We start from the raw sequence: 21865 nt of genomic DNA on the forward strand, positions 1-21865 counted from the left end.
CATCACCCCAAAAGACTGGTGTCTTGTTTGTTGACCAACAGCATGGTCGACGTGTTGCCAAGGATCCGGTCATTGGAGATCATCAGCTGCGCCGAATGGGCATCGCGCAGATGGCGGCCGAGACTGAACGGCGTGCCGTTCTTGTATCCGGCGATCCCGCAGATCAGCATGCAGTGGTTGATGATTTCCAGGATGGTCTGGGAGGTGCCGATCTTGACGTTGTTCATGGCAACGGAAAAGCTCATGGCATTGAGTGCGTCGCTGTCGCCCTTGCAGCCCTCGAACTGCTTCAGGCCGGCGACAACATTGGCCTTGACCAGCTGCAGCAGGCTGGATGCCTCTGCAAGGCGCAGCGCACCGGGAGGCACCTGGCCGGGCGACTTGCGCGCGGCGGCCTTGACGAAACTCTGCGCCCGGGCCGCGGCGTCCGCGGCAATGCCGTACCACAGCGATCCCCACAGCAGATGCGAGACGGCCAGCATGGATTGGGCAGCGATTTCGGCGAAGGGCCGCGGCAGGATCTGCTCGGACGGAGCTTCCGCCTTGAAGATGTAACCGTCGGAACAGGTGCCGCGCATGCCGAGCGTGTCCCACTTGCTGGTCTGCTCGAGCGTGTACTGGTCCTTGAGGAAGATCGTCGCGACCTGGTCCGAATGCGCCGCGTCCGGATGGCGGCGGGAGGTGACCATGATGGCGTCCGCGTCCGCGCCGTAGGAGATGACGGTGGCGTCCTTGGTGAGCCGGGCCGTGTCGCCGTCAACCTCGATCGCGCAGAGCGAATTGCGCAGGTTGCCGCCGATACCGGCCTCGCTGGTCGCGGAGGCGATCAACAGCTGCTCGTCGCAGATCCGCTTCTGGAGTGCCTCGTGCCAGGCGCTGCCCACGGCATAGTCGGCCAGGCTGGCGATCTGGATCTGGTGCATGGCATAGGTCATCGCCGTGGCTGCACAGGCCTGTCCCAGGATCGCGCAGACATCCGCGACCTCCGTAAGGCTGGCGCCCTCGCCGCCCAGTTCCGGACGGATCATGATGCCCATCAGCCGTTCGGATTTCAGGGCGTCCATGCCCTCGGAAGGAAAGCGTCCTTCAATATCGACCTGATCGGCAAATTCGGCGGCGACCTTGGCAGCCCGTTTCGCACGGTCTGCCAGCGCCAGCGCAGTAATCTTGGCTGCAGCGGTCATGGATCAGGCGGCCTGTTCTTCGAGGATTTCGGTCAGGGCAGCCGCGATCTCGTCGACGGAAGAAAACGACTTGCGGTTCAGGAGGTGCTCCGGGAACTCGATATCGAATTCTTCTTCGAGCGCCAGCATGACCTGCACGGAGGCGAAGGAAGACAGGCCCGCGTCATACAGATCCGCGCCGTCGGCAACGTCTTCAATGGCGACAGGCAGATTGCCGTGCTTTGCCAGGAGGGTCCGAATGGTCTGTTTCATAATAGTCCTTGCCATTGTCTATCGGTTCACCGGGAACCTGAGCCTGAGTTCCGAAGCGTCATTTAGTGCAAAAAAGAATAAACTGCACTTAAAGGGCATGGTAAAAAATTACAAAAGGAAAAGGATTAAACTTTTTTAAGTTAATCTCTCGTTAATCACTTGCTATCGCCAGGACATGTATTTGACCATAAGTCGAAACAGCTTGTTTCGAACAGATCAGATCATGCGGCTCAGAACACCGTCGCGGCGAACAAGGCCATGATAGAGCGCGGCGGCAATGTGCAGCAGCACGGCCGCCGTAAACAGCAACCCCAGGGCCAGGTGAACCTGAAACAGCTGTTCCGACAATGCCCTGTCCTTGGCGATCAGAGCCGGCATCGTGTAGAGGCCGAACACCGAGATCTTTGCGCCATAGGCGGACGTGGCCACCCATCCCAGGAACGGATTGACCAGCAGGAAGCCATAGAGAAAGACATGCGTCGCCTTGGCGGCAAGTTTCTGCCAATGCGGCATGCTGTCGGGCAGCGGTGCCGGCGGGTGCGTCAGCCGGTAGGCCAGCCGCAGCACCGTCAGGAGCATCAGCACGATGCCGACGGAGCGGTGGAAGTCGAACAGCTGGTTTTGCAGCGCGCCGCCCTCGATGCGGATCATGACCAGGCCGGCCGGCACCATGGTCAGCACCATCAGGGCAGTCAGCCAGTGGATCGACCGCGCGATCAGGCTGTAACGTTCGACGGCATTCGCCATTCACGCCTCTCCTCTAACGCTCCTGCCATCCTACGGGCAGGAGCTAGGGAAGCGCAACAAAATCGATATGGCCGACCATCATGGAGAGTTCGCCGGCCCGGATCCTGGCCTGCCGGTCCTGCCACCAGGATGCCAATGCGTCCTCGGGCAGGCTCAACTCCCGTCCGACGCGCAGCCAGCCGGAGAGAAATTCCATCAGGAAATCGGCGGAAGCGGGCGTTATCTCCCAATCGGACGGACCGGACAGGACCTTGAAACCCTTCTCCTCGAACAGGGTCAGCGCCCGAGCGGCGGCGTCCGGGCCGAGCGCCGGGCCGAACCCCTTGTCCGTGCGCTGGTGCCGGTTCAAGCCCTCCAGAAGCCGCTCGTCCATCGGGTGCGCGGGCGCAAAGCTCGAGCGTCCGTCATAGGTCAGGCTGGCAAGAAACGGTTTCCTTGCCGCCGCCACACGCTCCGCCAGACGTCGCAGGAACGGCTCCGACGCGAGATCCAGAAAGGCGGAGGTCGTCACGGCATCCACGTCTTCGAAGCGAAGCCGCTCGAGATCTGCTTGCAGATCGACCTGCCGGGTCGCGACCCGGTCGCCCCGGCGATCCTGCGCGATCGCCAGGAGGGCGGGATCGTAGTCGGTCAGCAGCCAGTCGACCTGTCGGTCCAGGCGCGGCGCGAGGGCGGCAACGGTCGATCCCGCGCCGCTGGCGAGATCGAGCAGCCGTACCGGGCCGGGCGGAAGGCCCCCGACGAAGGCGTCCTCCACGTCCCGATTGCGCGCGTCCAGGTCGAGAGGTTCGCGCAGGGCGAGCCACTCGGATGAAAAACCGCTCATTGTGCGACCTCCCGCAAGGTTTCAGCAAAGCGAACCGACGAAGCCGTCCAGTCCGGCAGTGCCCCGGCCGCCTGTCTCGCGGCGGTTTCATAGCGCGCCCGTTCTTCAGGGTGACCGATCAGGCGGTCCAGCCCGGCGCGCAGGGCCGCCACATCCTCGGTACCGCAATAGATCGCGGCCCCCTCCGGCAGGGTGTCCCGCACAGCACCACCGCCGCTGCCGATCACCGGCAGACCATGGGCGAGCGCTTCGGTATAGGCCATGCCGTAGCCCTCGTAGCGGCTGGCCAGGACGAAGACATGGGCCGCGCGGTAAAAACCGGGCAGGCGCTGCTGAGCGACCGCACCATGGAACGTGATCCGCCCATCCAGACCGAGCGCGCCGATCTGCTTTTTCAGGGCCGTGTAGCAGGCCGGGTCCGCGTCCTTCCCGCCGACGATGTCCAGATGCCAGTTTGCGCTGTTCGGCCCGGCAAGACCGGCCAGGGCGTCAAACAGGAGATCATAGCCCTTGCGCGGTACGATCGTGCCGACCGAGAGCAGCCTGACCACATCGCTTGCCAGGTCGCTTGACGGGCGCGCATAGGGCTCCGGCTTGTCGGTGCCCGGCAGGATCGTCGTGATCCGTTCTTCCGGGACCGCGAACAGGTCGTGGACCTGCGCCGCCGTGGCCGGACTGGTGACGATCACACGCCGGACATGGCGCAGGGCCGCCCGTTCGCTTTTCAGAAGCGCTTGAGCTCCCTCTTCATCAAGTCCGTTTTCCAGGCAAAGCGGATGATGGACCAGGGCGACCAGGCGAAGACGGCCGGCCTCGGTGGCTGCGGCCTTGTCCAGAACGCCGAACGCCAGACCGTCCACGACAACAAGCGTAGCGTCCGGCAGCGCGGCCAGCTTGTCGGCCGCTCCGCGAAGCGTTTCGGCCGCCGGATAGGGAAATCCGTCGCCCAACGGAACAAGCCGCACCTGCCAGCCAAGTTCGCGCAGGCCGGAGACAATGCGCCTGTCATAGCCGTAGCCGCCGGTCGGTGTTTCCAGGTCGCCGGGATAGGCAAAAAAGACGGTGGGCATCACCGGATCAGATCGCTGCTTCGTACCAGGCCCGTGCCACGTGGGATTCCGAAATCGTCACCCGGATGGAGGCGAGCTCTGTCCCCGGCCGGCCGAGCCGGTTGTCGCGCGCGGCACCTGCCAGGTGGTCGTGGACATGCCTGGTCAGGAATTCGGTCGTGGTGTTGATGCCGGCAAACTCCGGCACCTCGTCGAGGTTCTTGTAGTTGAGCGGCTCCAGCACTTCCTTCAGGGCTTCATGCGCACGGCCGATGTCGATCACCACGCCATTGGCATCGAGGCTCTCGGCCAGGAAGGCCGCGTCGATGACAAACGTCGCCCCGTGCAGCGCCTGGGCCGGGCCGAAGAGCTCGCCCTTGAAGGAATGGGCAATCATCACGTGGTCGCGTACTTCTACTGCAAACATATCTCTCGTCCTGAAATATCTGTTTTCTTGGGTGGTCTCAGGCTGCTTGGCCGGCGTCGCGGTCATACACAACCAATGCCGCCAGAACATCTGACGTCTTGTTCAACACTTCGGGAAGACGCTCCGGCAGGTCTTCAAAATCGATCCGGTGGCTGATCAGCCTGTCGAGCGCGGGATCCTCCAGCAGCGACAGCGCCGTTTGCAGGCGCCGCCGGTAGGTCCAACGCGCCTGCCGGTCCGCGGGAATGGTGCCGACCTGGCTGGAGACCAGCTTCAAACGGCGGCAATGGAAATCCGCCCCCAGCGGCACCTGAACATCTGCCTCGCCATACCAGCTCATCTCGACGATGGACGTGCCGTCCCCCGCACATTTCAAGGCTGTTGCAAGACCGGCCGAGGTCGCGCTGGCATGAAAGACCAGATCCTGGTCGACCGGTGCCGCCTCCGGAAGCGCAAAGCCGATCCCCAGAGCCTCCGCGACGGCGGCCCGGCCCGGATTGGTATCGACCAGCGTCACTTTTGATCCAGGCAGCCGCCCGGCAACGTATGCGGTCAGGAGGCCGACGGCACCACCGCCAACCACGCAGATGTGATCCCCAGGTGATGGTTTTCCGTCCCATAAAGCGTTAAGTGCCGTTTCCATATTCGCCGCCAGAACAGCACGTTCGGCAGGGACGCCGTCCGGAACCGGCACACAGGCGTCTGACGGGAGAGCAAAGACGGTTTGATGCGGATAGAGCGAAAATACAACGCGGCCGGCAAGTGCGGGGTTCCCGTCAAGAACCCTTCCGACATTGGCGTAACCGTATTTCACCGGAAAGGGGAAGTCGCCGGCCTGAAAGGGCGCTCGCATGCGCTGCCATTCGCTCATCGGAACCTCTCCACGCAACACGAGTCCTTCGGTGCCCCGGCTGATACCGCTGAAAAGCGTCTGCACCAGAACGTCACCGGGCTGCAATTGACTGCGGGCCGCGGGTTCAAGCCCGCATTGCCCAGGTCCGGTGTACCACAGCGCCCGTGCATCGCCTGTGCCGCGCGTCACCGGTGCTTCTGCGGTCATGCTCTATCCTCTCCGGTCATCAACCCTGGGTCTGTCAATTTTAGGACATTTTGACATGCGCACTATTGCGATGATCGCCGCGATTGAAAGTCAAAAAAATGTTTCGAGTGTTTGACATGCCTGTATTCAAAGGATCAACCGCTGCCATGACCACCAGGCGCATTTTCTTCGCCACCCTCCTCGCCACCAGCTTTGCCGGGCTTGCCGCCCTGATGGCCCTGACCCTGTCGCCCGGCGGTTACACGCCTCTCGACCTGTTCATTCTCGCCTGCTTCCTGGTGACGCTGCCCTGGACCATCATCGGTTTCTGGAACGCGGTGATCGGCCTTTTCGTGATGCGGTTTTCCCGGAACCCGGTGACGGCGGTCTGCCCGATCGATCACGGCGATGCGGCACGGCCGCTGACCAGCTCGACGGCATTGCTCTCCTGTGTCCGCAACGAGGATGCCGAAAGCCTCGAGACCAATCTGAGCTCCATGGTCACGCGCCTTGTGCGCGCCGGGCAGGCCGGACATTTCACGCTTTACGTCCTCAGCGATACCGACATGGACGACATTGCCCTCCAGGAACAGCAGATGGCGGCGCGGCTCCAGGAGCGATTCGCGGGCAAGATGGAGGTGATCTACCGTCGCCGCAGCAACAACAAGGGCTTCAAGGCCGGTAATGTCGAGGACTTCTGCGACCGCTGGGGCGACCAGCATGACTTCGCGCTTGTGCTCGATGCAGACAGCTACATGTCCGCCGATGCGATCACCGGCCTGGTGCGGCGCATGGAAATCAACCCGAAAATCGGCATCCTGCAGAGCCTGGTGGTCGGCCTGCCGACCGACAGCGCCTTTGCACGGGTTTTCCAGTTCGGCATGCGCCTGGGCATGCGCTCCTACACGATCGGCAGCGCCTGGTGGCAGGGAGACTGCGGTCCCTACTGGGGACACAATGCCATCCTGAGGATCCAGCCTTTCAAGGACCATTGCCGCCTGCCGGAACTGCCGGGCAAGGGCCCCCTTTCGGGAACAATCCTGTCCCACGACCAGGTGGAAGCGGTGCTGATGCGCCGGGCGGGTTATGAGGTCCGCGTGCTGCCGCTGGAAACCGGCAGCTACGAGGCCAATCCGCCGCATCTCCTGGAGTTCATCCGCCGTGACCTGCGCTGGTGCCAGGGCAACCTGCAGTACCGCCGCCTCGTCGGCATGCCCGGCCTGAAGCCCGTCAGCCGCGCGCAGCTGGTGCTGGCCATCCTGATGTTCCTCGGCTCTCCCGCCTGGATCGGTTTCATGACCGGGGCAGCAGTGCTCGGCATGGTCACCGATTACATGCCCTACAGGGCGGACACGGGAGCCGCCGTGTTCTTCACCGTGCTGACAATGGTGTTCGCGCCGAAACTGGCAACCGTGGCGGATGTGCTGGCGCGCAAGGATCTGAGGAAGGCCTTTGGCGGCCCCCTGCGTGTGCTCGTGAGCGTCGGCGCCGAGATCCTCTACGCCGCCATGCTGGCACCGATCATGGCCGTTGCTCACACACTGTTCATGGGCGGACTGATCTTCGGCAAGACAATCGGTTGGGGCGCACAGGCCAGGGGCGTGCAGCGCCTGCCGGTGCCGTTGGCCCTGCAAAAACTGTGGCCGCAGACCCTGTTCGGCCTCGCTGGGCTGGCCTGGCTGTCCGGTCAGGACATCGCCCTTGTGTGGCCGGTCGTCCCGGTCGCCATCGGACCGCTGCTGGCGGGCCTGATCGCGGTTGCCACCTCCACGCGCACACTCGGCAACATCGCCATCCGCTCGACCCTGTGGCGCATTCCCGAGGAAACCGCGCCGCCTGAAGAATTGCTGGACCTGCACCTGCCCGCTCTCGCCAAGGGCCCCGCGGCCGTCTCGGGCGAACCGGACCTGGTTCAGGGCGACGCCAAGCCAGCCGAGGCGTAGCGACAGGGCGCAACACACAAAAGCAAAAAGACCGGCCCCTGGCCGGTCTTTTTGCATTTAGGAAATTGAACCCGATCAAGCCGCGTTGGACGATGCCAGCGGCTGAGTCAGGAGGTCGTAGATTTCCTGGGTGTCCGACGAGGCACGCACTTCCTGGGTGACCGACGCATCGCGCAGCTGGCGCGCGATCCTGGCAAGCGCCTTCAGGTGATCGGCGCCGGCCCCTTCGGGCGCGAGCAGCAGAAAGACCAGGTCCACAGGCTCATCATCGAGCGCATCAAAGTCCACCGGCTTGTCCAGTTTCGCAAACAGGCCGACGAGACGGTCCAGTCGTGTCAGCTTGCCATGGGGGATTGCGATGCCGTGGCCCACACCCGTGGAGCCCAGTCGCTCACGCTGAAGAAGCGTGTCGAAGATTTCCCGCTCGGAAAGGCCGGTCAGCTCTGCCGCCTTGGCGGAAAGTTCCTGGATTGCCTGTTTCTTGCTCTTGGCCTTCAGGCCGGCAATCACTGCATCTTTACCCAGAAGATCACTAAGATCCATTAGTTCGCCTACTCGTTTCGGAAGCCGGCTTCCCGAAGGAAGCCGGTCCCGTCCGCATCACTATTCGGCGGCCTCGCTGGCCACCAGGGCTGGGTCTATCCAGCCAATATTGCCATCAGCCCGGCGATAAACAACATTGACACCGCCATTTGCCGCATTTTTGAACATCACGACAGGCGCTTCAGTCAGATCCAGCTCCATGACCGCCATGCCGACGGTCATCGTTTTGACTTTCGCGGAAGTCTCGGCAATCACCAGCGGGTTGAAATCCGCAGGCACTTCCTCGTCTTCCTCGGGCGAGGCAAGCACGTAAGATGCCGCCTCCATGGCCTCCCGTTCGTGGCCGTTGTGACCGTGATGGTCCTTCAGCTTGCGCTTGTAGCGCCGTAACCGTTTCTCGATCTTGTCAGCAGCCTGATCGAAGCTGTTGCGCGGGTCCTGATCCTGCGCGGACACTTGAAGTACAATTCCGGTGTCCAGGTGCAGGCTGCATTCCGACTTGAAGCCGGTGCCCTCCCTGCTGAGCGTGACGTGGCCTGTGAAGCCGCCTGTAAAATATTTTTCCAGCGCGTCTTCGATTCGGTCTGTGATGTGTTCGCGCATTGCATCGCCCACATCCACGTTCTTACCCGAAATCCGCAAAGCCATGGGGACCTCTTCTTTTTCTATTGACCGACGGGTCACCGGCGTTCGCCGGTGCTGAAACGCGATACGTTTCAAGCCTACAGAATGGACCAGTCAGCGCCGAAGCGCCATCCCCTGTTTACGCCACGAGGGCGGTCCTATAATTGCGCCGGATCAAAGAGTCAATTGAATATGAATTCTCGCAACAATGTTCAGAAGAAAGCATGTAGTTTCATGGTATTGTTTCCGTGGAAATCTCGGAAACGTTACGATTGTTGCGCCTGCCCGCCCCGGGAAGCAGTCGCCAGGTAACTACAGTTTGCTGTTTTTCTCGCGGCGTCTCTGAACGGAAGAGCCGATTTTCATGGCTTCGCGATATTTGGCGACCGTCCTGCGGGCAATGTCGATCCCCTCATCCTTCATAATTTTGACAATCGTGTCGTCGGACAGAATGGCCTTCGGGTCCTCGGCATCGATCAGCTGCCTGATCTTGTGCCGCACCGACTCGGCGGAATGGGCATCCCCGCCGACCGTCGCCGAAATGGCGGAGGAAAAGAAATATTTCAGCTCGTAGATGCCCCGCGGTGTCGCCATGAACTTGTTCGACGTCACCCGGCTGACCGTTGATTCGTGCATGCCGATGGCTTCGGCGACGGTCTTCAGGTTGAGGGGCCTGAGATGCGCGATGCCGTAGGTCAGAAAGCCGTCCTGCTGCCGGACGATCTCGGTCGAGACCTTGAGGATCGTCCTGGCCCGCTGATCCAGGCTCTTGGCCAGCCAGTTGGCCGTCTGCAGGGAGTCGGTCAGGTATTCCTTCTCGGTTTCATTGCGCGCCGTCTTGATGACCTTGGCAAAATACGTCTGGTTCACGAGCACCTTGGGCAGCGTGTCCGAATTCAGTTCCAGGGCCCAGGTGCCGTCATTGGCGGGCCGGACGAACACATCCGGGACAACCGGCTGGACCAGGGAAGACCCGAAGACACTGCCCGGCTTTGGATCCAGCGCGCGGATCTCGGCGATCATCTCGACAAGATCCTCCTCGTCGACGGCACAGACCTTCCTGAGACCGGCGAGATCCCGCTTGGCCAGCAATTCGATGTTGTCGATCAACGCTTCCATGGCCGGGTCGTACCGGTTCTTGTCGATCAGCTGCAGCTTCAGGCATTCGGCAAGATTGCGGGCGAAGACACCCGCGGGCTCGAAGGTCTGAAGCACGGCGAGCACACGTTCCAAACGGTCGAGACCGACACCGAGCAGCTCGGCCGTCTCTTCGAGGTCGAGATAGAGATAGCCATTCTCGTCCAGGGAGTTGATGAGATGACCGGCTATCAGCTTGTCGGCTTCGTCGTTCAGCGCCAGGTGCATCTGCTCTTCCAGCGAGGTCACCAGGGACGCTTCGTCCGCGACAAAGGCTTCCAGGTTATAGTCCTCGGAGCCGCCTCCGCTGGAAACATTCTTGTAGCTGTCGCCAGCCTTCAATATGGCGGGATCAGGCGAGGCGGGGACGCCGGGCTCGTCCGGGAATACATTTCCGAGATCCGTGTCCATGCGCGAGGCGATGGCTTCCGACCCGGTCTCCAGATCGTTCTGCATCCAGTCGCCGGAGCCAGGCTCGTCCGTGCTGCCGCCCTGCGGTTCGGACGCCTCGGCATAGGTGTCGGCCTGACCTTCCGCGCCGCTACCGCTCTCCGGCGCGGCCTCGCCGGCCTCGCCCTTTTCCAGGAGCGGATTGCGTTCCAGTTCGGCTTCGACATAGGAGACCAGGTCAAGGTTGGACATCTGCAGAAGCTTGATCGCCTGCATCAACTGCGGCGTCATCACCAGTGACTGGCTCTGCCGCATCTCCAGCTTTGTTGAAATGGCCATCTGACTCTTGGTTGCCCGCTGTACCGACTTGGTCTGCTTCTTGCTTCTTTATTGCAAACCGAGTGTATAGCCTAGCGGACAAACTGTCATCAGAGCGTAAACTGTTCACCCAGATAAAGCCGGCGCACGTCCGGATTGGTGACGATTTCCTGGGGCAGCCCCTCGGTGAGCACCTCGCCGGCGGCGATAATGTAGGCCCGGTCGATCAGGCCGAGGGTTTCGCGCACATTGTGATCGGTGATGAGCACGCCGATACCGCGCTGCGTCAGGTGACGCACCAGCTGCTGGATGTCGCCGACAGCGATCGGATCGATCCCGGCAAAGGGTTCGTCGAGCAGCATGAAGGAAGGACGGCTGGCCAGGGCCCGCGCGATTTCCACCCGGCGGCGTTCACCGCCGGACAGCGCGATGCTCGGCGACCTGCGCAAATGGGTCAGCCCGAATTCCGCCAGCAGCGAATCGAGTTCTTCGCGGCGCTTGTGCCGGTCCGGCTCGATCACCTCCAGCACGGCCCGGATGTTTTCCTCCACGGTAAGGCCGCGGAAAATCGACGCTTCCTGTGGCAGATAGCCGATCCCCAGGCGCGCCCTGCGATACATGGGCATCCGGGTGATGTTGAAGCCTTCGAGGGAAATCTGCCCCTGGTCCGGACGGATCAACCCGGTGATCATGTAGAACGTGGTGGTTTTCCCGGCACCGTTCGGACCGAGCAGGCCGACCGCCTCTCCGGGTTTCACGGACAGGCTGACATATTTGACCACCTGACGGCGGCCGTAAGTCTTGCCGATCCCATCAACGACCAGCGCCTGGCTCAGGTCTTCCGCCTCCGGGGCGGAACCTGGGATGCCCCCTTGCAGGCCACTATCGTCCGGTGGAATTCTATTCACTGATGCGCTGTCCATGCATTGGTTGCCGCGGCTTCACATAAGGTCTGCAGGCCCGGCTGTCGAGTCGGCTCCGCAATCAATAATAAACCAACCGAACTTAATTGCCTTCCTGAACGCTGTTGGGCTGGATGCGCACTTTCACGCGGCCACCGCCATTGCCCTGGCCAGACACGTTGCCGCCCCCGGCTGTCAGGTTGGCCTGGCCGGTTTTCAGGTTCACGGTGAGCTTCTTGCCCACCACCACGTTGGGTCCCTGGCTCAAGACGACCTCCTTGCCGGTCATCACCATGACCTCACGGGTCATGTCGAAACTGGCCGCATCGCCACGCGCGGTCTGGTCCTTGGAGGTAATAAAGACCCCGCCGGCCGCTTCCAGACGCGAAATCCGCTGCTGAACCGCGCTTTCCTGTGCCTGCTCCGACCCCGATCCGATATAGAACACCTTGAGGCGCTGGGTCTTCAGGCTGGTCTCGCCCTGGGTCACCACCACATCGCCGACAAATGTCGCGGTGTTGTTGTTGTCCTCGACGCGAAGCTCGCTGGCCTCGATGTCGATCGGATCACCATCATTCGCACCGAAGCCTGCAAAAGCGTCGGAAAAAGTCTGCGCCTGTGCGGTCCCGGCAATCAGGACCGCTGCGGACGCGATCATCAAGCGTTTGAAAAATGTCATTGCCTATTGTCCTTGCGAAGCCGGGTTGAGCGTCATCTTTATGCCATCTGAAAAACGGACGATTCCCTTGGCCTGATCATAATCGAGTTTGCCGGACACAACATGGCCCTGTTCCGACCGGATGGAGACGGGCTCCGATGTCGACAGCGCGCCGTTGTTGAGATCGATTTGCACCTCGGCCAGATCCACAGTGTAGCCTTCACTCCACTCCAGCTGGATACCTTCATAAAGCCTGAGGGTTTCGACAGCGTTGTTGTAGGTCCCCTTCAGCGCGATGATCTGGGCACTCTGGTCCTTGCTGAGCACGATATTGGCCCGGATCGTCTCCAGATCGATAATGCGCGGATCGCTGAGCCTCTGAATGGCCCGGGTGGCCGTCACCTTGTAGGAGCGCTCTCCGTCATGGCCCGACAGTTCCGGCTGGTCCATGACCAGACCCTCGCTGGTCAGCATCATGTTGGTCGCGCCGAACCCGCTCAGGATGTTGAACAGGACCACCAGCCCGATCATGCCCGCGAGTATCAGAAGGCCGGCACCGGGAAGCAGCCAGCGCAAAACATGCACGGCGATGCTGTGGCGGCGCGCCGTCCTTTGCGCCCGGCTGAGGGGCCGCTTGAGGGAAGCTCCTCCGGAAAGGTCTGTGACAGCGCTCAACAAGGTCTCCGAAACTGCGTGGCTCGAGCAGCGAAATATCCGGTCCGCAACCGGTTACGAATGGGCGAAGATGTCCGTTTCTTCCCAGCCCTTGAGGTCGAGTTCGGCCCGAACGGGAAGAAACTCGAAACAGGCCCGGGCAATTTGGCCGCGGTCTTCCCGGTCCAGCATGAATTCCAGTTTTTCCTTCAAAGCATGCAAATGCAGCACATCCGAGGCCGCATACGCCAGCTGAGCATCACTCAGGGCCTCCGCCGCCCAGTCCGAACTCTGCTGCTGCTTGGACAGCTCGACGCCGAGCAGCTCCCTTGTGATATCCTTCAATCCGTGCCGGTCCGTATAGGTGCGCACCAGCTTGGAAGCGATCTTGGTGCACCAGACCGGCGTGACCTGGATGTTCAGATAGTGCCGGAGCACGGCAACATCAAACCTGGCAAAGTGAAAAATCTTGGGTTTCGACGGGTCCGTGAACAAGGTCCGGAGGTTCGGGGCATCGGTCTGTCCTTTCGAGATCTGGATCACGTCCGCGGAACCATCCCCCGGCGACAGCTGCACAACGCACAAGCGGTCCCGGTGCGGATTGAGGCCCAATGTCTCGGAATCCACCGCCACCGCCTGCGCCGCCGTGTAATTTGAGAGATCGGGCAGGTCACCCTTGTGATAGCGGATGGTCATGTCGTTTGGTCTCCTCTGGCCGGACCGGCGCATTCAGCACAAAATCGTTCAGGTTGACCGTGAGGTAGAACATGCCGCCGCATGTGGCAAGCGCCTAGAGCGTGTCCGATTAAAGTTGGATCACGTGATGCTTAAATGCAGGTCAACGGCACCGACGGATCGTCTCCGCCAGCGCCATTGAACCGAGGGCGGCCTACTTCTTGACCCGGAAGGTCTCGTGGCAGCTCTTGCAGGTCCCGGCGAGCGTGCCGAAGGCCGCGGACGTCAGTTCCTTGCCCGCGCCGTCCTCGGCAAGGTCTTTCAGCGCCTGGGCCGATGCCTCGAGATCACCGGCAAGGGCCTGGAATTTCGGCCAGTCGGTCCAGATTTCCTGCTTGGCATCGCTTGTCTCCTGAATGCTGCCTTCCGGAAACAGCTTGAGCAGCGCCGGACCGGCGTGTCCGGCTATGTTGCCGCTCGCGGTGGCAAGGGTGGCGGTGTCATAGGGGCCGGATTTCATCATCTTGCCGATGATCTTCATCTGATCGCCAATGTCCGACATGGCGTCCATGCGTTCCTTGACGACACCGGTCGCACCTTCTTGCGCCCACGCGGCGCCTGCAACAAAAATTCCAGTCAATACGACAAGTCCGGTCCGTCCGATCCGCATGTCCAATCCTCTCCGTCAATTGATGCCGTTGGCCTGCTGCAATCTACGCACATAGACGATGATGTTTTCAACGTCATTGTGAGGCACACCAGCGACCGGCGGCATGTTGCCGAACGGCCAGTGATGCGCCCTGACGCCCTGCTGCACAGCCAGGAAGAAGGCGCCGTCGCCGTGATGGCCCGGCTCGTAAATCCTGTGCACCAACGGAGGGCCGAGCTTTTCACGCCCGGCGGCGTTCTCTCCGTGACAGGCAGAACAATTCTCGCGGAACAGCGTTTCGCCTCTGAGGGCGGGTCAGGTCAGGTCAGGTCCAGTACGGTCATGGCCACGAGTGCCACTCCCACCTGTGCCGAAGAGGGGCCGTCTTCTGTCAACCAGCCCCAGACAAGGGCTCCGAGCACGATCAGCGACAACACCGCGGAAACGATCAGGAAAGTCCGCCTCATCAGACCGGTCCCCCGGCTTTTGCGAAGCCTGCGCCGATGTTCATTTCGGGCTCCGCTCCAGCTTGAGAGTGCGCAGGCGAAGGGCGTTGCCGATCACCGACACCGACGACAGGCTCATCGCCGCGGCGGCCAGCATCGGCGACAGCAGAATGCCGAACACGGGATAGAGAATGCCCGCCGCGACGGGCACGCCGACGGCGTTGTAGATGAAGGCGAAGAACAGGTTCTGCCGGATGTTGCGCACGGTCTCACGGGCCAGCGTGCGGGCGCGCAAAATGCCTTCCAGATCGCCCTTCAACAGGGTCAGGCCCGCGCTTTCCACGGCAACATCCGCCCCGGTGCCCATGGCAAGACCGACATCCGCGGCGGCCAGCGCCGGCGCATCGTTGACACCGTCGCCGGCCATGGCAACAATCCGGTCCTTGCTCTTGAGACCCTCGATGAGCTGCTTCTTGCCTTCCGGCAGGACACCTGCACGCACCTCGTCAATGCCGAGCGCCTTGGCAACGGCTTCGGCCGTGCGCGGCGCATCGCCGGTGGCCATCACGATCCGGATGCCGTCCTCGTGCAGAGCCCCGATGGCGGCCTTGGCATTCGGCTTCACCGGATCGGCGACAGCGATCAGTCCCATCGCCTTTGCGGTGCCACCGGACTTGCGCACCAGATACATCACCGTCTTGCCGAGTTCGGCCAGCTCCCCGGCCCGGTCCTCGAGCGCCGACAGATCGGTGCCGCTGTCAGCGGCGAAACCGGCATTGCCGAACAGGACCTCCGTGCCATCGACGGTCGCCTTCACTCCCTTGCCGGTGACCGCCTCAAAGTCCGTTGCGTCCGGCAGGGCGAGAGCGTGATTTTGCACTTCCGCCAGGATGGATTCGGCAAGCGGGTGTTCCGACCCTTTTTCGAGGGCACCGGCAAACCTGAGCAGCTCATCCTCGGAGACATCCTTCGCCGCAACGATCTCGCTCACGGCCGGTTTGCCTTCGGTGAGCGTTCCGGTCTTGTCGACCACAATGGTGTCGACGGCGGCAAGGCGTTCCAGCGCCTCCGCCGTCTTGACCAGAACACCGGCCTGGGCGCCGCGGCCGGTTGCCGTCATGATCGACATGGGCGTTGCCAGGCCGAGCGCGCAGGGACAGGCGATGATCAGCACGGAAACGGCCGCGATGATGCCGTGGACCAGCGCCGGGCTCGGCCCGACCAGCAGCCAGACGATGAAGGCCAGGATGGCGATGCCGACAACGGTCGGCACGAAATAGCTGGCGACCCTGTCGGCAAGGCCCTGGATCGGAGCCCGCGAACGTTGCGCCGAGGCGACCATGTCGACGATCTTCGACAGCATGGTGTCGGCGCCCACCAATTCCGCCTCCATCACGAAGGACCCGGTCTTGTTGAGCGTGCCGCCGGTGACCTTGTCACCCGGATTTTTCTCAACCGGCACCGGCTCGCCGGTGACGAGGCTCTCGTCGACCGAGGATCCGCCTTCCGTGACGATACCGTCGACCGGCACCGCTTCACCCGGCCGCACGCGCAACAGGTCTCCGGCGAGAATGTTCTCCAGCGGCGCATCGTATTCGTCGCCGTCCGGCGTGATCCGTCTCGCGGTTTTCGGGGACAGGTCCAGAAGCGCGCGGATGGCATCGCCGGTGCGCTCACGTGCCCTCAGTTCGAGCACCTGGCCGACAAAGACCAGTGCGATGATCACCACCGCAGCCTCGAAATAGACCGGCATGTGCCCGGTTTCGCTCTTGAGGGTGTCCGGAAACAGGAACGGCAGGAAGGCGGCCACCATGGAATAGAGATAGGCGGTGCCGACACCGATCATGATCAGCGTCCACATGTTGAGCTTGCGCGTGACCAGTGAGGTCCAGCCGCGCTGGAAGAACGGCAGCGCGGCCCACAACACCACGGGTGTCGCAAGGATCGCCTCCAGATAGACCGCCACGCCTTCGCCGATCCAGCTGCGGATCGGCACGCCCAGCATCGGCCCCATGGTGAGGATCAGGAGCGGGATCGCGGCCAGCGCACTGACCCAGAGCCGGCGGGTAAAATCGATCAGCTCGTGATTGGGCTCGTCGGACACTCCGCTCACCGGTTCTAGGGCCATGCCGCAGATCGGGCAGCTTCCCGGGCCTTCCTGGACGATTTCCGGATGCATCGGGCAGGTGTAGAGCGTACCTCCCGCCGCCTTTTCCGCTTCCAGTTCCTTCTGCTTCCTGTTGTTTCCGGACAGGAAGAAAAAGGGGTCGGCCTCGAACTTGTCGTGACATTTCGAGCTGCAGAAGTGGTAGTCCCGGCCCTTGTAGGTCAGCGACGGCTTGCCCTTGCCGAGGGTGACGGACATGCCGCAGACCGGATCCGTGACCTTGTCCTGCGAGGCGGCTTCTTCTGGATTGACTTCCGAGTCCTGCATGGCCCTGACCACTCTGTTGGGGTTCACCTGTTTCCGCGGATAGACCCTCCGGCCACCGGAAGGTCAAGGTGAAGTATAGCGTAACCGGCACACGAGCCTACCCTGCCCCCAGATAGGCCTTCTGGACCGCCGGGTCGTTCAGCAGCGTGTCCGCCGGTCCCTCGCCGGTGATCCGTCCGTTCTCTATCAGGTAGCCCCGGTCGGCCATGGCAAGGCTCTGTTTGGCGTTCTGTTCGACCAGGAGCACGCCGATGCCGGTCTGGCGGATCCGCGACAGGTTGCCGAACAGTTCCCGGCAGAGCAGCGGCGACAGGCCAAGGGAGGGTTCGTCCAGCATCAGGATGTCGGGATTCGACATCATCGCCCTGCCGATCGCCACCATCTGCTGCTCGCCGCCCGACATCGTGCGCACCGTCTGGCTGCGCCGTTGCGCCAGCTTCGGGAACAGGGCGATCACCTGCTCCAGGTTTTCCTTCTGGCGCGCCCGTGCCCGCTCCGGATAGGCGCCCAGCAGCAGGTTTTCCCAGACACTGAGATCGGCAAAGATGCCGCGGCCTTCCGGAACGAAGGCGATCCCCCCTTCGACAATCCGGTCCGGCCCAAGGGAGAGCAGGGACGTGCCGGCCAGCGTCACGCCGCCGGTAACGGCCCCTTCGCTGATCCCCGCCACGGCCTTCAGGAGCGAGCTCTTGCCCGCGCCATTGGCACCCAGGATGACGACGACCTCCCCCTTGTCTGCCGTCAGGCTGACGCCCTGCAAGGCCTTGTGCAGGCCGTAGGACACCGTCAGGTCCCTGATCTCCAGCATCAGTCCTCTCCCAGGTAGGCGCGGATGACTTCCGGATCCGACAGGACGTCCGCGGGCGTGCCTTCCGCAATCTTGGAGCCGGAATTGATCACCAGGCAGCGGTCGCAGAGCGAACGGATGGCGTCCATGACGTGTTCGACCAGAATGATGGTGCAGCCTTCCTGCCTGAGACTGGCAATCAGGTCGATGCCGACCTTCAGCTCGGACGGATTGAGCCCGGCAAGCCATTCATCCAGCAGCAGGACGCTCGGTTCGCCTGCCAGCGCCCGGGCCAGTTCGAGCCGTTTCTGGTCGATATAGGTCAGCGAACCGACGCTTACATCGATGCGTTCCGACAGGCCGACCCGCTCCAGCAGACCGGCGGCAAAGCTTTCAGCCTCCCCGCCCCAGCGGCGCTTGTGGCCGAAGACCGCACCGGCGATGACATTCTCCAGCACCGAAAGCTCCGGCAGAATACGAACGAGCTGGAAGGTGCGGGAGACCCCGAAGCGTGCGTTTTCAAAGGTTCTGGCCCGGGTCAGGTCATGCCCCTTCAGCGTGATCGAACCGGAGGTCGCCTTCAACGCGCCGGAGATCATGTTCATGGTGGTCGACTTGCCCGAACCGTTCGGACCGATCAGGCCCATGACCTCATGTTCGCGCACCTCGAAACTGACCTTGTTGACGGCGACGAGGCCGCCGAAACGCTTGCTGACATTGTCGACATGAAGGATCGGATCGCCCGGGGTCATGCGCGCCTCCATGCGGCGAGGCCGGATAGAAGGCCGGTGATGCCGTTGGGAATGCCGTAGACGATCAGCAGGAAGGTCAGGCCGAGCACCATTGTGGTGGCATTCGGGAAGGAGACCGAGATCACTTCCCAAAGCAGCGTGAACGGGATGACACCGAGCAGCGGACCATAAAGCCGGCGGGTGCCGCCAAGCAGGGCCATGATGACGACGATGAAGCTGAGTTCGGGCGAGAACACCACGTTCGGCTCGATGTAGTAGTAGCGCGGCGCGACCACGGCACCGACCAGGGCAGCGACAAATCCGGTGGTCATGAACATCACGATCTTGGTGCGTGCCGTGTTGATGCCGACATGGCGGGCAACCTCCTCGTCATTGCCGAGAATGCGCAGGGCAAATCCCAGCCGGGAGCGCCCGAGCCACCAGCCGAAACAAAAGACCGCGGCCGTGATCGCCAGGAGCATCCAGTAGATGTGGCGTTCGTCCAGGTCGGTCAGGACATAGAGCCCGCGGCTGCCGAGGAAGTTGTTCTGGACCCAGCTGATCAGGTTGCGGATCATTTCCGCCAGACCCAGGGTGAAGATGACGAAATAGACGCCGGACAGGCGCAGCGTCGCCCAGCCGATCAGGGCGGCCAGGGCGGTCGCGACAAACGGTGCGAGGGCCGCCATTGCCCAGAAGCTCTGGTCATAGTCGCTCATGCCGAGGCCGACCAGGTAGCCGCCGACGCCGAAAAAGGCGCCCGTCGACAAGGCGATATAGTGGGTCGGGCCGGAAAACAGCGCCCAGGACGTCGACAGCGCGGCATACATCAGGACGGTGACGGCAATGGACAGCCAGTAGCCGTCGGCAATCACCGGCACGAAGGCGGCCAGCACCAGGAGGCTCCCGGAGACAAGGAGCGGGCGAAGGGCTATTGCGGTCATGCGGGCCTCCGGCCAAACAAGCCCTCGGGCCGGAACAGAAGCACAAGCAGGAAAATGGTGTAGGCCGCGGCCAGCGTCAGGCCCGGGTCGATCAGCGTCGCGACGGCGGTCTCGACAATACCCAGGATGAGCGCAGCGACGATGGCGCCGCGAATGTCGCCGACACCGCCCATGATCACGATGATCAGCGCCTTCATGGTGAAGATGACGCCGAAGGACGGGTCGAGCGTGATGAAGGTGGAGATCAGCACGCCGCCCATGGCGGTGATCATGCCGCCGATGGCGAAGGCAAGGGCGCTGATCCGTTCCACGTTGATCCCGACCAGTCCGGCCGCCAGCGGACTGACCGCAACGGCCCTGACCGCCATCCCCGCGCGGCTCCTGTTGAGCCAGACGTAAAGTGCCAGGCCGATCACGACCGCGCCGGCAAAGGCGACGAGCCGGTTGGCCGCCACGGTCGTTCCGGCAAGGTCAACCGGCACCGCCAGATAGGAATAGGCGAACAGTTCCGGGTAGATGAACACCATGACGCCGACGAGGAAAAAACCCATGCCGAAGGTCGCCAGGATCGAATCCACTTCCAGCTGCCCCTGGTTTTTGGCCCGCCGAACCAGGGGCAGCAGCAGCACCCGATAGACCAGCCAGCTGAGCGCAAAGGCCAGCGGCGCGATCACGAGCACCGTGACGAGCGGACTGACCGCGAGCGAGGTGTAGACGAGAAAGGATGCCAGAGCGCCCATGACCAGCACTTCGCCATTGGCCAGGTTCATGATGCGGGCAACGCCGTATTGAAGTGTCAGCCCCATGGCGATCAGGGCATAGGTCCCGCCCAGAAGCAGACCGGAAATCAGGATATCCATTCAGGCTCCCACGTCACCCGCATAAGGGTCTTGCTGCCCATAGCTTTTGTTCTCCAAAATCGACAGTGTCCTGGCCACAGCCCTCGGTGTCACCCCGGGCGAGCAACGCGAGACCCGGGGCCCACTCGTTTCCAGAGTATTGGAACAAGTGACATGCCCTGAAGAAATTGCGCCCGCTTTTCTGCACAGGTCGGAGAGCAGGCCCCGGCTCGCGCTGCGCTTGGCCGGGGTGACACTGCAGTCGACTGCGCATTTTCCGTTCTTTCTTCTTCAGCGTCACGACAGAAGAAACGGGCCGGCGCCGACCGGCCCGCAAGTTGCTGGCCGGATCAGTTCCAGCCGTCCTTGGCGACCGGCTCCATGCCGACCGGAACGCCAACGCCCGCGACCGCGTTGAAGGCTCCGTCGCGCCACTGGCCCACGGTCCAGTAGTTCTTGGACTCGTTGTGCTCGTCAAAGCTGATCGTGCCGATGGCGGTGTCGAATTCGTTCGCCTTGATGTAGTCGGTCACGGCCTGCTTGTCGGTGGTACCGGCTCCCTCGATCGCCTGTTCCAGAACCTGCAGACCCGCGTAATAGGTGGCTGCCGCCCAGTATTCCGGCGGTCCGTCATGCAGCTCCGTGAAGGCCGCCCGATAGGCTTTCATGGCCTCCTGATCGAGATTGACGCCACCTGCGCCGAGATTGCCCTCGATCTTGGAGCCGAACTTGCCGGCATAGGCCGGGAAAGCCGTGGCAACGGCGGTGTAGAAGGCGCCGACATCAAGGTCCTCGATGATCGCCTGCTCGGTCAGCGCGAACGTGTCGGGCGGATAGGAAAACGCGATGAAGGCATCGGGTTCCGCCGCCTTGGCGCCCTTGACCACCGGAGACAGGTCCGCGGTGCCGAGCGGATAGGATTTGTCGAAGACGATCTCGTAGCCGGCTGCGGGCAGCAGCTCCCGCGCAACGGCCGCCAGTTCGATGCCGAAGCTGTCGGCGACATTGACCATGGCGACCTTGTTGCCGATCGCGCCGCTGTCCCGCAGCGTGTTCAGCGTGTCGCGCAGCCCCTCGACGAAACCCGTGGTGCTGCCGAGCGTGAAGAACATGCCGGGAAAGCGCTCGGAGAGCTCCGGGATCTCGTCGGTGATGTTGGTCACCGAGATCTGCGGGAACCCGTATTTGGCGAAGATCGGTGCGGCCGCCGCATTGAATCCCGTCCCCCATGGCGACAGCATGAAGTCGACCTCGTCCTGTGTCGCCAGGCGCTGCACCGCCTTGATGGTCTCTGCCGGGTTGGTCTTGTCGTCATATTCGACCATCTCGATGAGACGCATTTCGTCGCCGACCTTGAGGCCGCCGCGCTCATTCACCTGCTTCACCCACAGCTCCACGTTGGGCGTGTGGCTTGTGGCATCGCCGCCGACGCCCGGGCCGGTCATGTGCACCACCCGTCCGATCTTGATCGGGTCGGCGGCAAAGGCGGTCGAGGCGAGCAGCACGGTCGCGAGCGCCGTTGCTCCAAACGTCAGTTTAAGCATCAGAAATCCTCCCAGTCGCGCTTCGCACAATCTGTGACGAACGCCTCAACTTTGTATCCATAATTTTTAAGTTTGGCAACATATTGAATTCAGATCTCTGTTTTTGGAAATAAAATGATGACT

At 62.4% G+C, this 21865-nt stretch carries 24 protein-coding genes; 1 reads left to right on the forward strand and 23 read right to left on the reverse strand.

Translation table 11 applies throughout. From position 1 onward, the window contains the following. Positions 1-2 precede the first annotated feature (2 nt). From O6760_RS02985 to O6760_RS03015, 7 genes are all read right to left on the reverse strand, one after another. Complete coding sequence (locus O6760_RS02985; RefSeq protein ID WP_269584002.1) at positions 3-1184, reverse strand: acyl-CoA dehydrogenase family protein; 1182 nt, start codon at positions 1182-1184, stop codon at positions 3-5. A 3-nt stretch (positions 1185-1187) separates the two neighbouring features. Continuing rightward, the gene (locus O6760_RS02990) at positions 1188-1436 is read right to left on the reverse strand and encodes an acyl carrier protein (RefSeq protein WP_269584003.1); all 249 of its coding nucleotides are present in this window, start codon (positions 1434-1436) and stop codon (positions 1188-1190) included. A gap of 216 nt (positions 1437-1652) precedes the next feature. Next, positions 1653-2183, reverse strand: coding sequence for a cytochrome b (locus tag O6760_RS02995; protein ID WP_269584004.1), 531 nt, complete (start codon positions 2181-2183; stop codon positions 1653-1655). Between the two features lie 43 nt (positions 2184-2226). Further along, positions 2227-3009, reverse strand: coding sequence for a class I SAM-dependent methyltransferase (locus O6760_RS03000; RefSeq protein WP_269584005.1), 783 nt, complete (start codon positions 3007-3009; stop codon positions 2227-2229). After that, positions 3006-4079, reverse strand: a complete 1074-nt coding sequence (locus O6760_RS03005) for a glycosyltransferase family 4 protein (RefSeq protein ID WP_269584006.1) — start codon at positions 4077-4079, stop codon at positions 3006-3008. The genes O6760_RS03000 and O6760_RS03005 overlap by 4 nt, the downstream gene beginning before the upstream one ends. Before the next feature lie 7 nt (positions 4080-4086). Next, positions 4087-4485, reverse strand: coding sequence for a 6-pyruvoyl trahydropterin synthase family protein (locus O6760_RS03010; protein ID WP_269584007.1), 399 nt, complete (start codon positions 4483-4485; stop codon positions 4087-4089). A gap of 37 nt (positions 4486-4522) precedes the next feature. Continuing rightward, complete coding sequence (locus tag O6760_RS03015; protein ID WP_269584008.1) at positions 4523-5545, reverse strand: zinc-dependent alcohol dehydrogenase; 1023 nt, start codon at positions 5543-5545, stop codon at positions 4523-4525. Positions 5546-5691: 146 nt separating this feature from the next. Here O6760_RS03015 and mdoH point away from each other — a divergent pair, with 146 nt between their 5' ends. After that, on the forward strand, positions 5692-7467 hold the full coding sequence (gene mdoH / locus O6760_RS03020) for a glucans biosynthesis glucosyltransferase MdoH (RefSeq protein ID WP_269584009.1): 1776 nt from the start codon (positions 5692-5694) through the stop codon (positions 7465-7467). A gap of 75 nt (positions 7468-7542) precedes the next feature. Here mdoH and ptsN read toward each other — a convergent pair whose 3' ends face one another. The 16 genes from ptsN to O6760_RS03100 all read right to left on the reverse strand — a co-directional run bounded on the left by ptsN (position 7543) and on the right by O6760_RS03100 (position 21742). Beyond that, positions 7543-8010: a PTS IIA-like nitrogen regulatory protein PtsN gene (ptsN, locus tag O6760_RS03025; RefSeq protein WP_269584010.1), complete on the reverse strand. Its 468-nt coding sequence runs from the start codon at positions 8008-8010 to the stop codon at positions 7543-7545. A 60-nt stretch (positions 8011-8070) separates the two neighbouring features. Then, positions 8071-8658 (reverse strand): ribosome hibernation-promoting factor, HPF/YfiA family, encoded by a 588-nt coding sequence (gene hpf / locus O6760_RS03030; protein WP_269584011.1) that lies wholly within the window; start codon positions 8656-8658, stop codon positions 8071-8073. Positions 8659-8946: 288 nt separating this feature from the next. Next, positions 8947-10500, reverse strand: coding sequence for an RNA polymerase factor sigma-54 (gene rpoN / locus O6760_RS03035; RefSeq protein ID WP_269584012.1), 1554 nt, complete (start codon positions 10498-10500; stop codon positions 8947-8949). Between the two features lie 89 nt (positions 10501-10589). After that, positions 10590-11402: an LPS export ABC transporter ATP-binding protein gene (gene lptB / locus O6760_RS03040; protein ID WP_442969848.1), complete on the reverse strand. Its 813-nt coding sequence runs from the start codon at positions 11400-11402 to the stop codon at positions 10590-10592. A gap of 82 nt (positions 11403-11484) precedes the next feature. After that, complete coding sequence (locus O6760_RS03045) at positions 11485-12060, reverse strand: LptA/OstA family protein (protein ID WP_269584013.1); 576 nt, start codon at positions 12058-12060, stop codon at positions 11485-11487. Positions 12061-12063: 3 nt separating this feature from the next. After that, positions 12064-12714, reverse strand: a complete 651-nt coding sequence (gene lptC / locus O6760_RS03050) for an LPS export ABC transporter periplasmic protein LptC (protein ID WP_269584014.1) — start codon at positions 12712-12714, stop codon at positions 12064-12066. Positions 12715-12768: 54 nt separating this feature from the next. Continuing rightward, positions 12769-13389, reverse strand: coding sequence for a ribonuclease D (locus O6760_RS03055; protein WP_269584015.1), 621 nt, complete (start codon positions 13387-13389; stop codon positions 12769-12771). Positions 13390-13582: 193 nt separating this feature from the next. Beyond that, complete coding sequence (locus O6760_RS03060) at positions 13583-14038, reverse strand: c-type cytochrome (protein ID WP_269584016.1); 456 nt, start codon at positions 14036-14038, stop codon at positions 13583-13585. 15 nt (positions 14039-14053) lie between these two features. Then, the gene (locus tag O6760_RS03065) at positions 14054-14311 is read right to left on the reverse strand and encodes a c-type cytochrome (RefSeq protein WP_269586208.1); all 258 of its coding nucleotides are present in this window, start codon (positions 14309-14311) and stop codon (positions 14054-14056) included. A 26-nt stretch (positions 14312-14337) separates the two neighbouring features. After that, entirely contained in the window at positions 14338-14484 is a 147-nt protein-coding gene (locus tag O6760_RS03070; RefSeq protein WP_269584017.1) for a hypothetical protein, read from the reverse strand. 40 nt (positions 14485-14524) lie between these two features. Further along, the gene (locus O6760_RS03075; RefSeq protein ID WP_269584018.1) at positions 14525-16897 is read right to left on the reverse strand and encodes a heavy metal translocating P-type ATPase; all 2373 of its coding nucleotides are present in this window, start codon (positions 16895-16897) and stop codon (positions 14525-14527) included. Positions 16898-16994: 97 nt separating this feature from the next. Next, a complete protein-coding gene (locus tag O6760_RS03080; RefSeq protein WP_269584019.1) occupies positions 16995-17705 on the reverse strand; it encodes an ABC transporter ATP-binding protein in 711 nt (236 codons plus the stop codon). After that, positions 17705-18436: an ABC transporter ATP-binding protein gene (locus tag O6760_RS03085; protein ID WP_269584020.1), complete on the reverse strand. Its 732-nt coding sequence runs from the start codon at positions 18434-18436 to the stop codon at positions 17705-17707. The genes O6760_RS03080 and O6760_RS03085 overlap by 1 nt, the downstream gene beginning before the upstream one ends. After that, positions 18433-19359 carry a branched-chain amino acid ABC transporter permease gene (locus O6760_RS03090; protein ID WP_269584021.1) on the reverse strand — a complete coding sequence of 309 codons (927 nt, stop codon included), beginning with the start codon at positions 19357-19359 and terminating at the stop codon, positions 18433-18435. The genes O6760_RS03085 and O6760_RS03090 overlap by 4 nt, the downstream gene beginning before the upstream one ends. After that, positions 19356-20219, reverse strand: coding sequence for a branched-chain amino acid ABC transporter permease (locus O6760_RS03095; RefSeq protein WP_269584022.1), 864 nt, complete (start codon positions 20217-20219; stop codon positions 19356-19358). Before O6760_RS03095 ends, O6760_RS03090 begins: the two co-directional genes overlap by 4 nt. A 329-nt stretch (positions 20220-20548) precedes the next feature. After that, positions 20549-21742 carry an amino acid ABC transporter substrate-binding protein gene (locus O6760_RS03100; protein WP_269584023.1) on the reverse strand — a complete coding sequence of 398 codons (1194 nt, stop codon included), beginning with the start codon at positions 21740-21742 and terminating at the stop codon, positions 20549-20551. Between the last annotated feature and the right edge of the window lie 123 nt (positions 21743-21865).

The organism is Roseibium sp. Sym1 (genome assembly GCF_027359675.1).
Taxonomy (GTDB): domain Bacteria; phylum Pseudomonadota; class Alphaproteobacteria; order Rhizobiales; family Stappiaceae; genus Roseibium.

What these genes read in the sequence shown, in the direction of transcription:
- O6760_RS03100 (WP_269584023.1), bottom strand. Translation starts at nt 21,742, where the DNA reads ATGCTTAAACTGACGTTTGGAGCAACGGCGCTCGCGACCGTGCTGCTC.
- O6760_RS03015 (WP_269584008.1), bottom strand. Translation starts at nt 5,545, where the DNA reads ATGACCGCAGAAGCACCGGTGACGCGCGGCACAGGCGATGCACGGGCG.
- O6760_RS03070 (WP_269584017.1), bottom strand. Translation starts at nt 14,484, where the DNA reads ATGAGGCGGACTTTCCTGATCGTTTCCGCGGTGTTGTCGCTGATCGTG.
- O6760_RS02990 (WP_269584003.1), bottom strand. Translation starts at nt 1,436, where the DNA reads ATGAAACAGACCATTCGGACCCTCCTGGCAAAGCACGGCAATCTGCCT.
- lptB (WP_442969848.1), bottom strand. Translation starts at nt 11,402, where the DNA reads ATGGACAGCGCATCAGTGAATAGAATTCCACCGGACGATAGTGGCCTG.
- O6760_RS03005 (WP_269584006.1), bottom strand. Translation starts at nt 4,079, where the DNA reads ATGCCCACCGTCTTTTTTGCCTATCCCGGCGACCTGGAAACACCGACC.
- O6760_RS03010 (WP_269584007.1), bottom strand. Translation starts at nt 4,485, where the DNA reads ATGTTTGCAGTAGAAGTACGCGACCACGTGATGATTGCCCATTCCTTC.
- rpoN (WP_269584012.1), bottom strand. Translation starts at nt 10,500, where the DNA reads ATGGCCATTTCAACAAAGCTGGAGATGCGGCAGAGCCAGTCACTGGTG.
- O6760_RS03085 (WP_269584020.1), bottom strand. Translation starts at nt 18,436, where the DNA reads ATGACCCCGGGCGATCCGATCCTTCATGTCGACAATGTCAGCAAGCGT.
- ptsN (WP_269584010.1), bottom strand. Translation starts at nt 8,010, where the DNA reads ATGGATCTTAGTGATCTTCTGGGTAAAGATGCAGTGATTGCCGGCCTG.
- hpf (WP_269584011.1), bottom strand. Translation starts at nt 8,658, where the DNA reads ATGGCTTTGCGGATTTCGGGTAAGAACGTGGATGTGGGCGATGCAATG.
- O6760_RS02985 (WP_269584002.1), bottom strand. Translation starts at nt 1,184, where the DNA reads ATGACCGCTGCAGCCAAGATTACTGCGCTGGCGCTGGCAGACCGTGCG.
- O6760_RS03045 (WP_269584013.1), bottom strand. Translation starts at nt 12,060, where the DNA reads ATGACATTTTTCAAACGCTTGATGATCGCGTCCGCAGCGGTCCTGATT.
- O6760_RS03090 (WP_269584021.1), bottom strand. Translation starts at nt 19,359, where the DNA reads ATGACCGCAATAGCCCTTCGCCCGCTCCTTGTCTCCGGGAGCCTCCTG.
- O6760_RS03000 (WP_269584005.1), bottom strand. Translation starts at nt 3,009, where the DNA reads ATGAGCGGTTTTTCATCCGAGTGGCTCGCCCTGCGCGAACCTCTCGAC.
- O6760_RS03055 (WP_269584015.1), bottom strand. Translation starts at nt 13,389, where the DNA reads ATGACCATCCGCTATCACAAGGGTGACCTGCCCGATCTCTCAAATTAC.
- O6760_RS03060 (WP_269584016.1), bottom strand. Translation starts at nt 14,038, where the DNA reads ATGCGGATCGGACGGACCGGACTTGTCGTATTGACTGGAATTTTTGTT.
- mdoH (WP_269584009.1), top strand. Translation starts at nt 5,692, where the DNA reads ATGACCACCAGGCGCATTTTCTTCGCCACCCTCCTCGCCACCAGCTTT.
- O6760_RS02995 (WP_269584004.1), bottom strand. Translation starts at nt 2,183, where the DNA reads ATGGCGAATGCCGTCGAACGTTACAGCCTGATCGCGCGGTCGATCCAC.
- O6760_RS03080 (WP_269584019.1), bottom strand. Translation starts at nt 17,705, where the DNA reads ATGCTGGAGATCAGGGACCTGACGGTGTCCTACGGCCTGCACAAGGCC.
- O6760_RS03075 (WP_269584018.1), bottom strand. Translation starts at nt 16,897, where the DNA reads ATGCAGGACTCGGAAGTCAATCCAGAAGAAGCCGCCTCGCAGGACAAG.
- O6760_RS03095 (WP_269584022.1), bottom strand. Translation starts at nt 20,219, where the DNA reads ATGGATATCCTGATTTCCGGTCTGCTTCTGGGCGGGACCTATGCCCTG.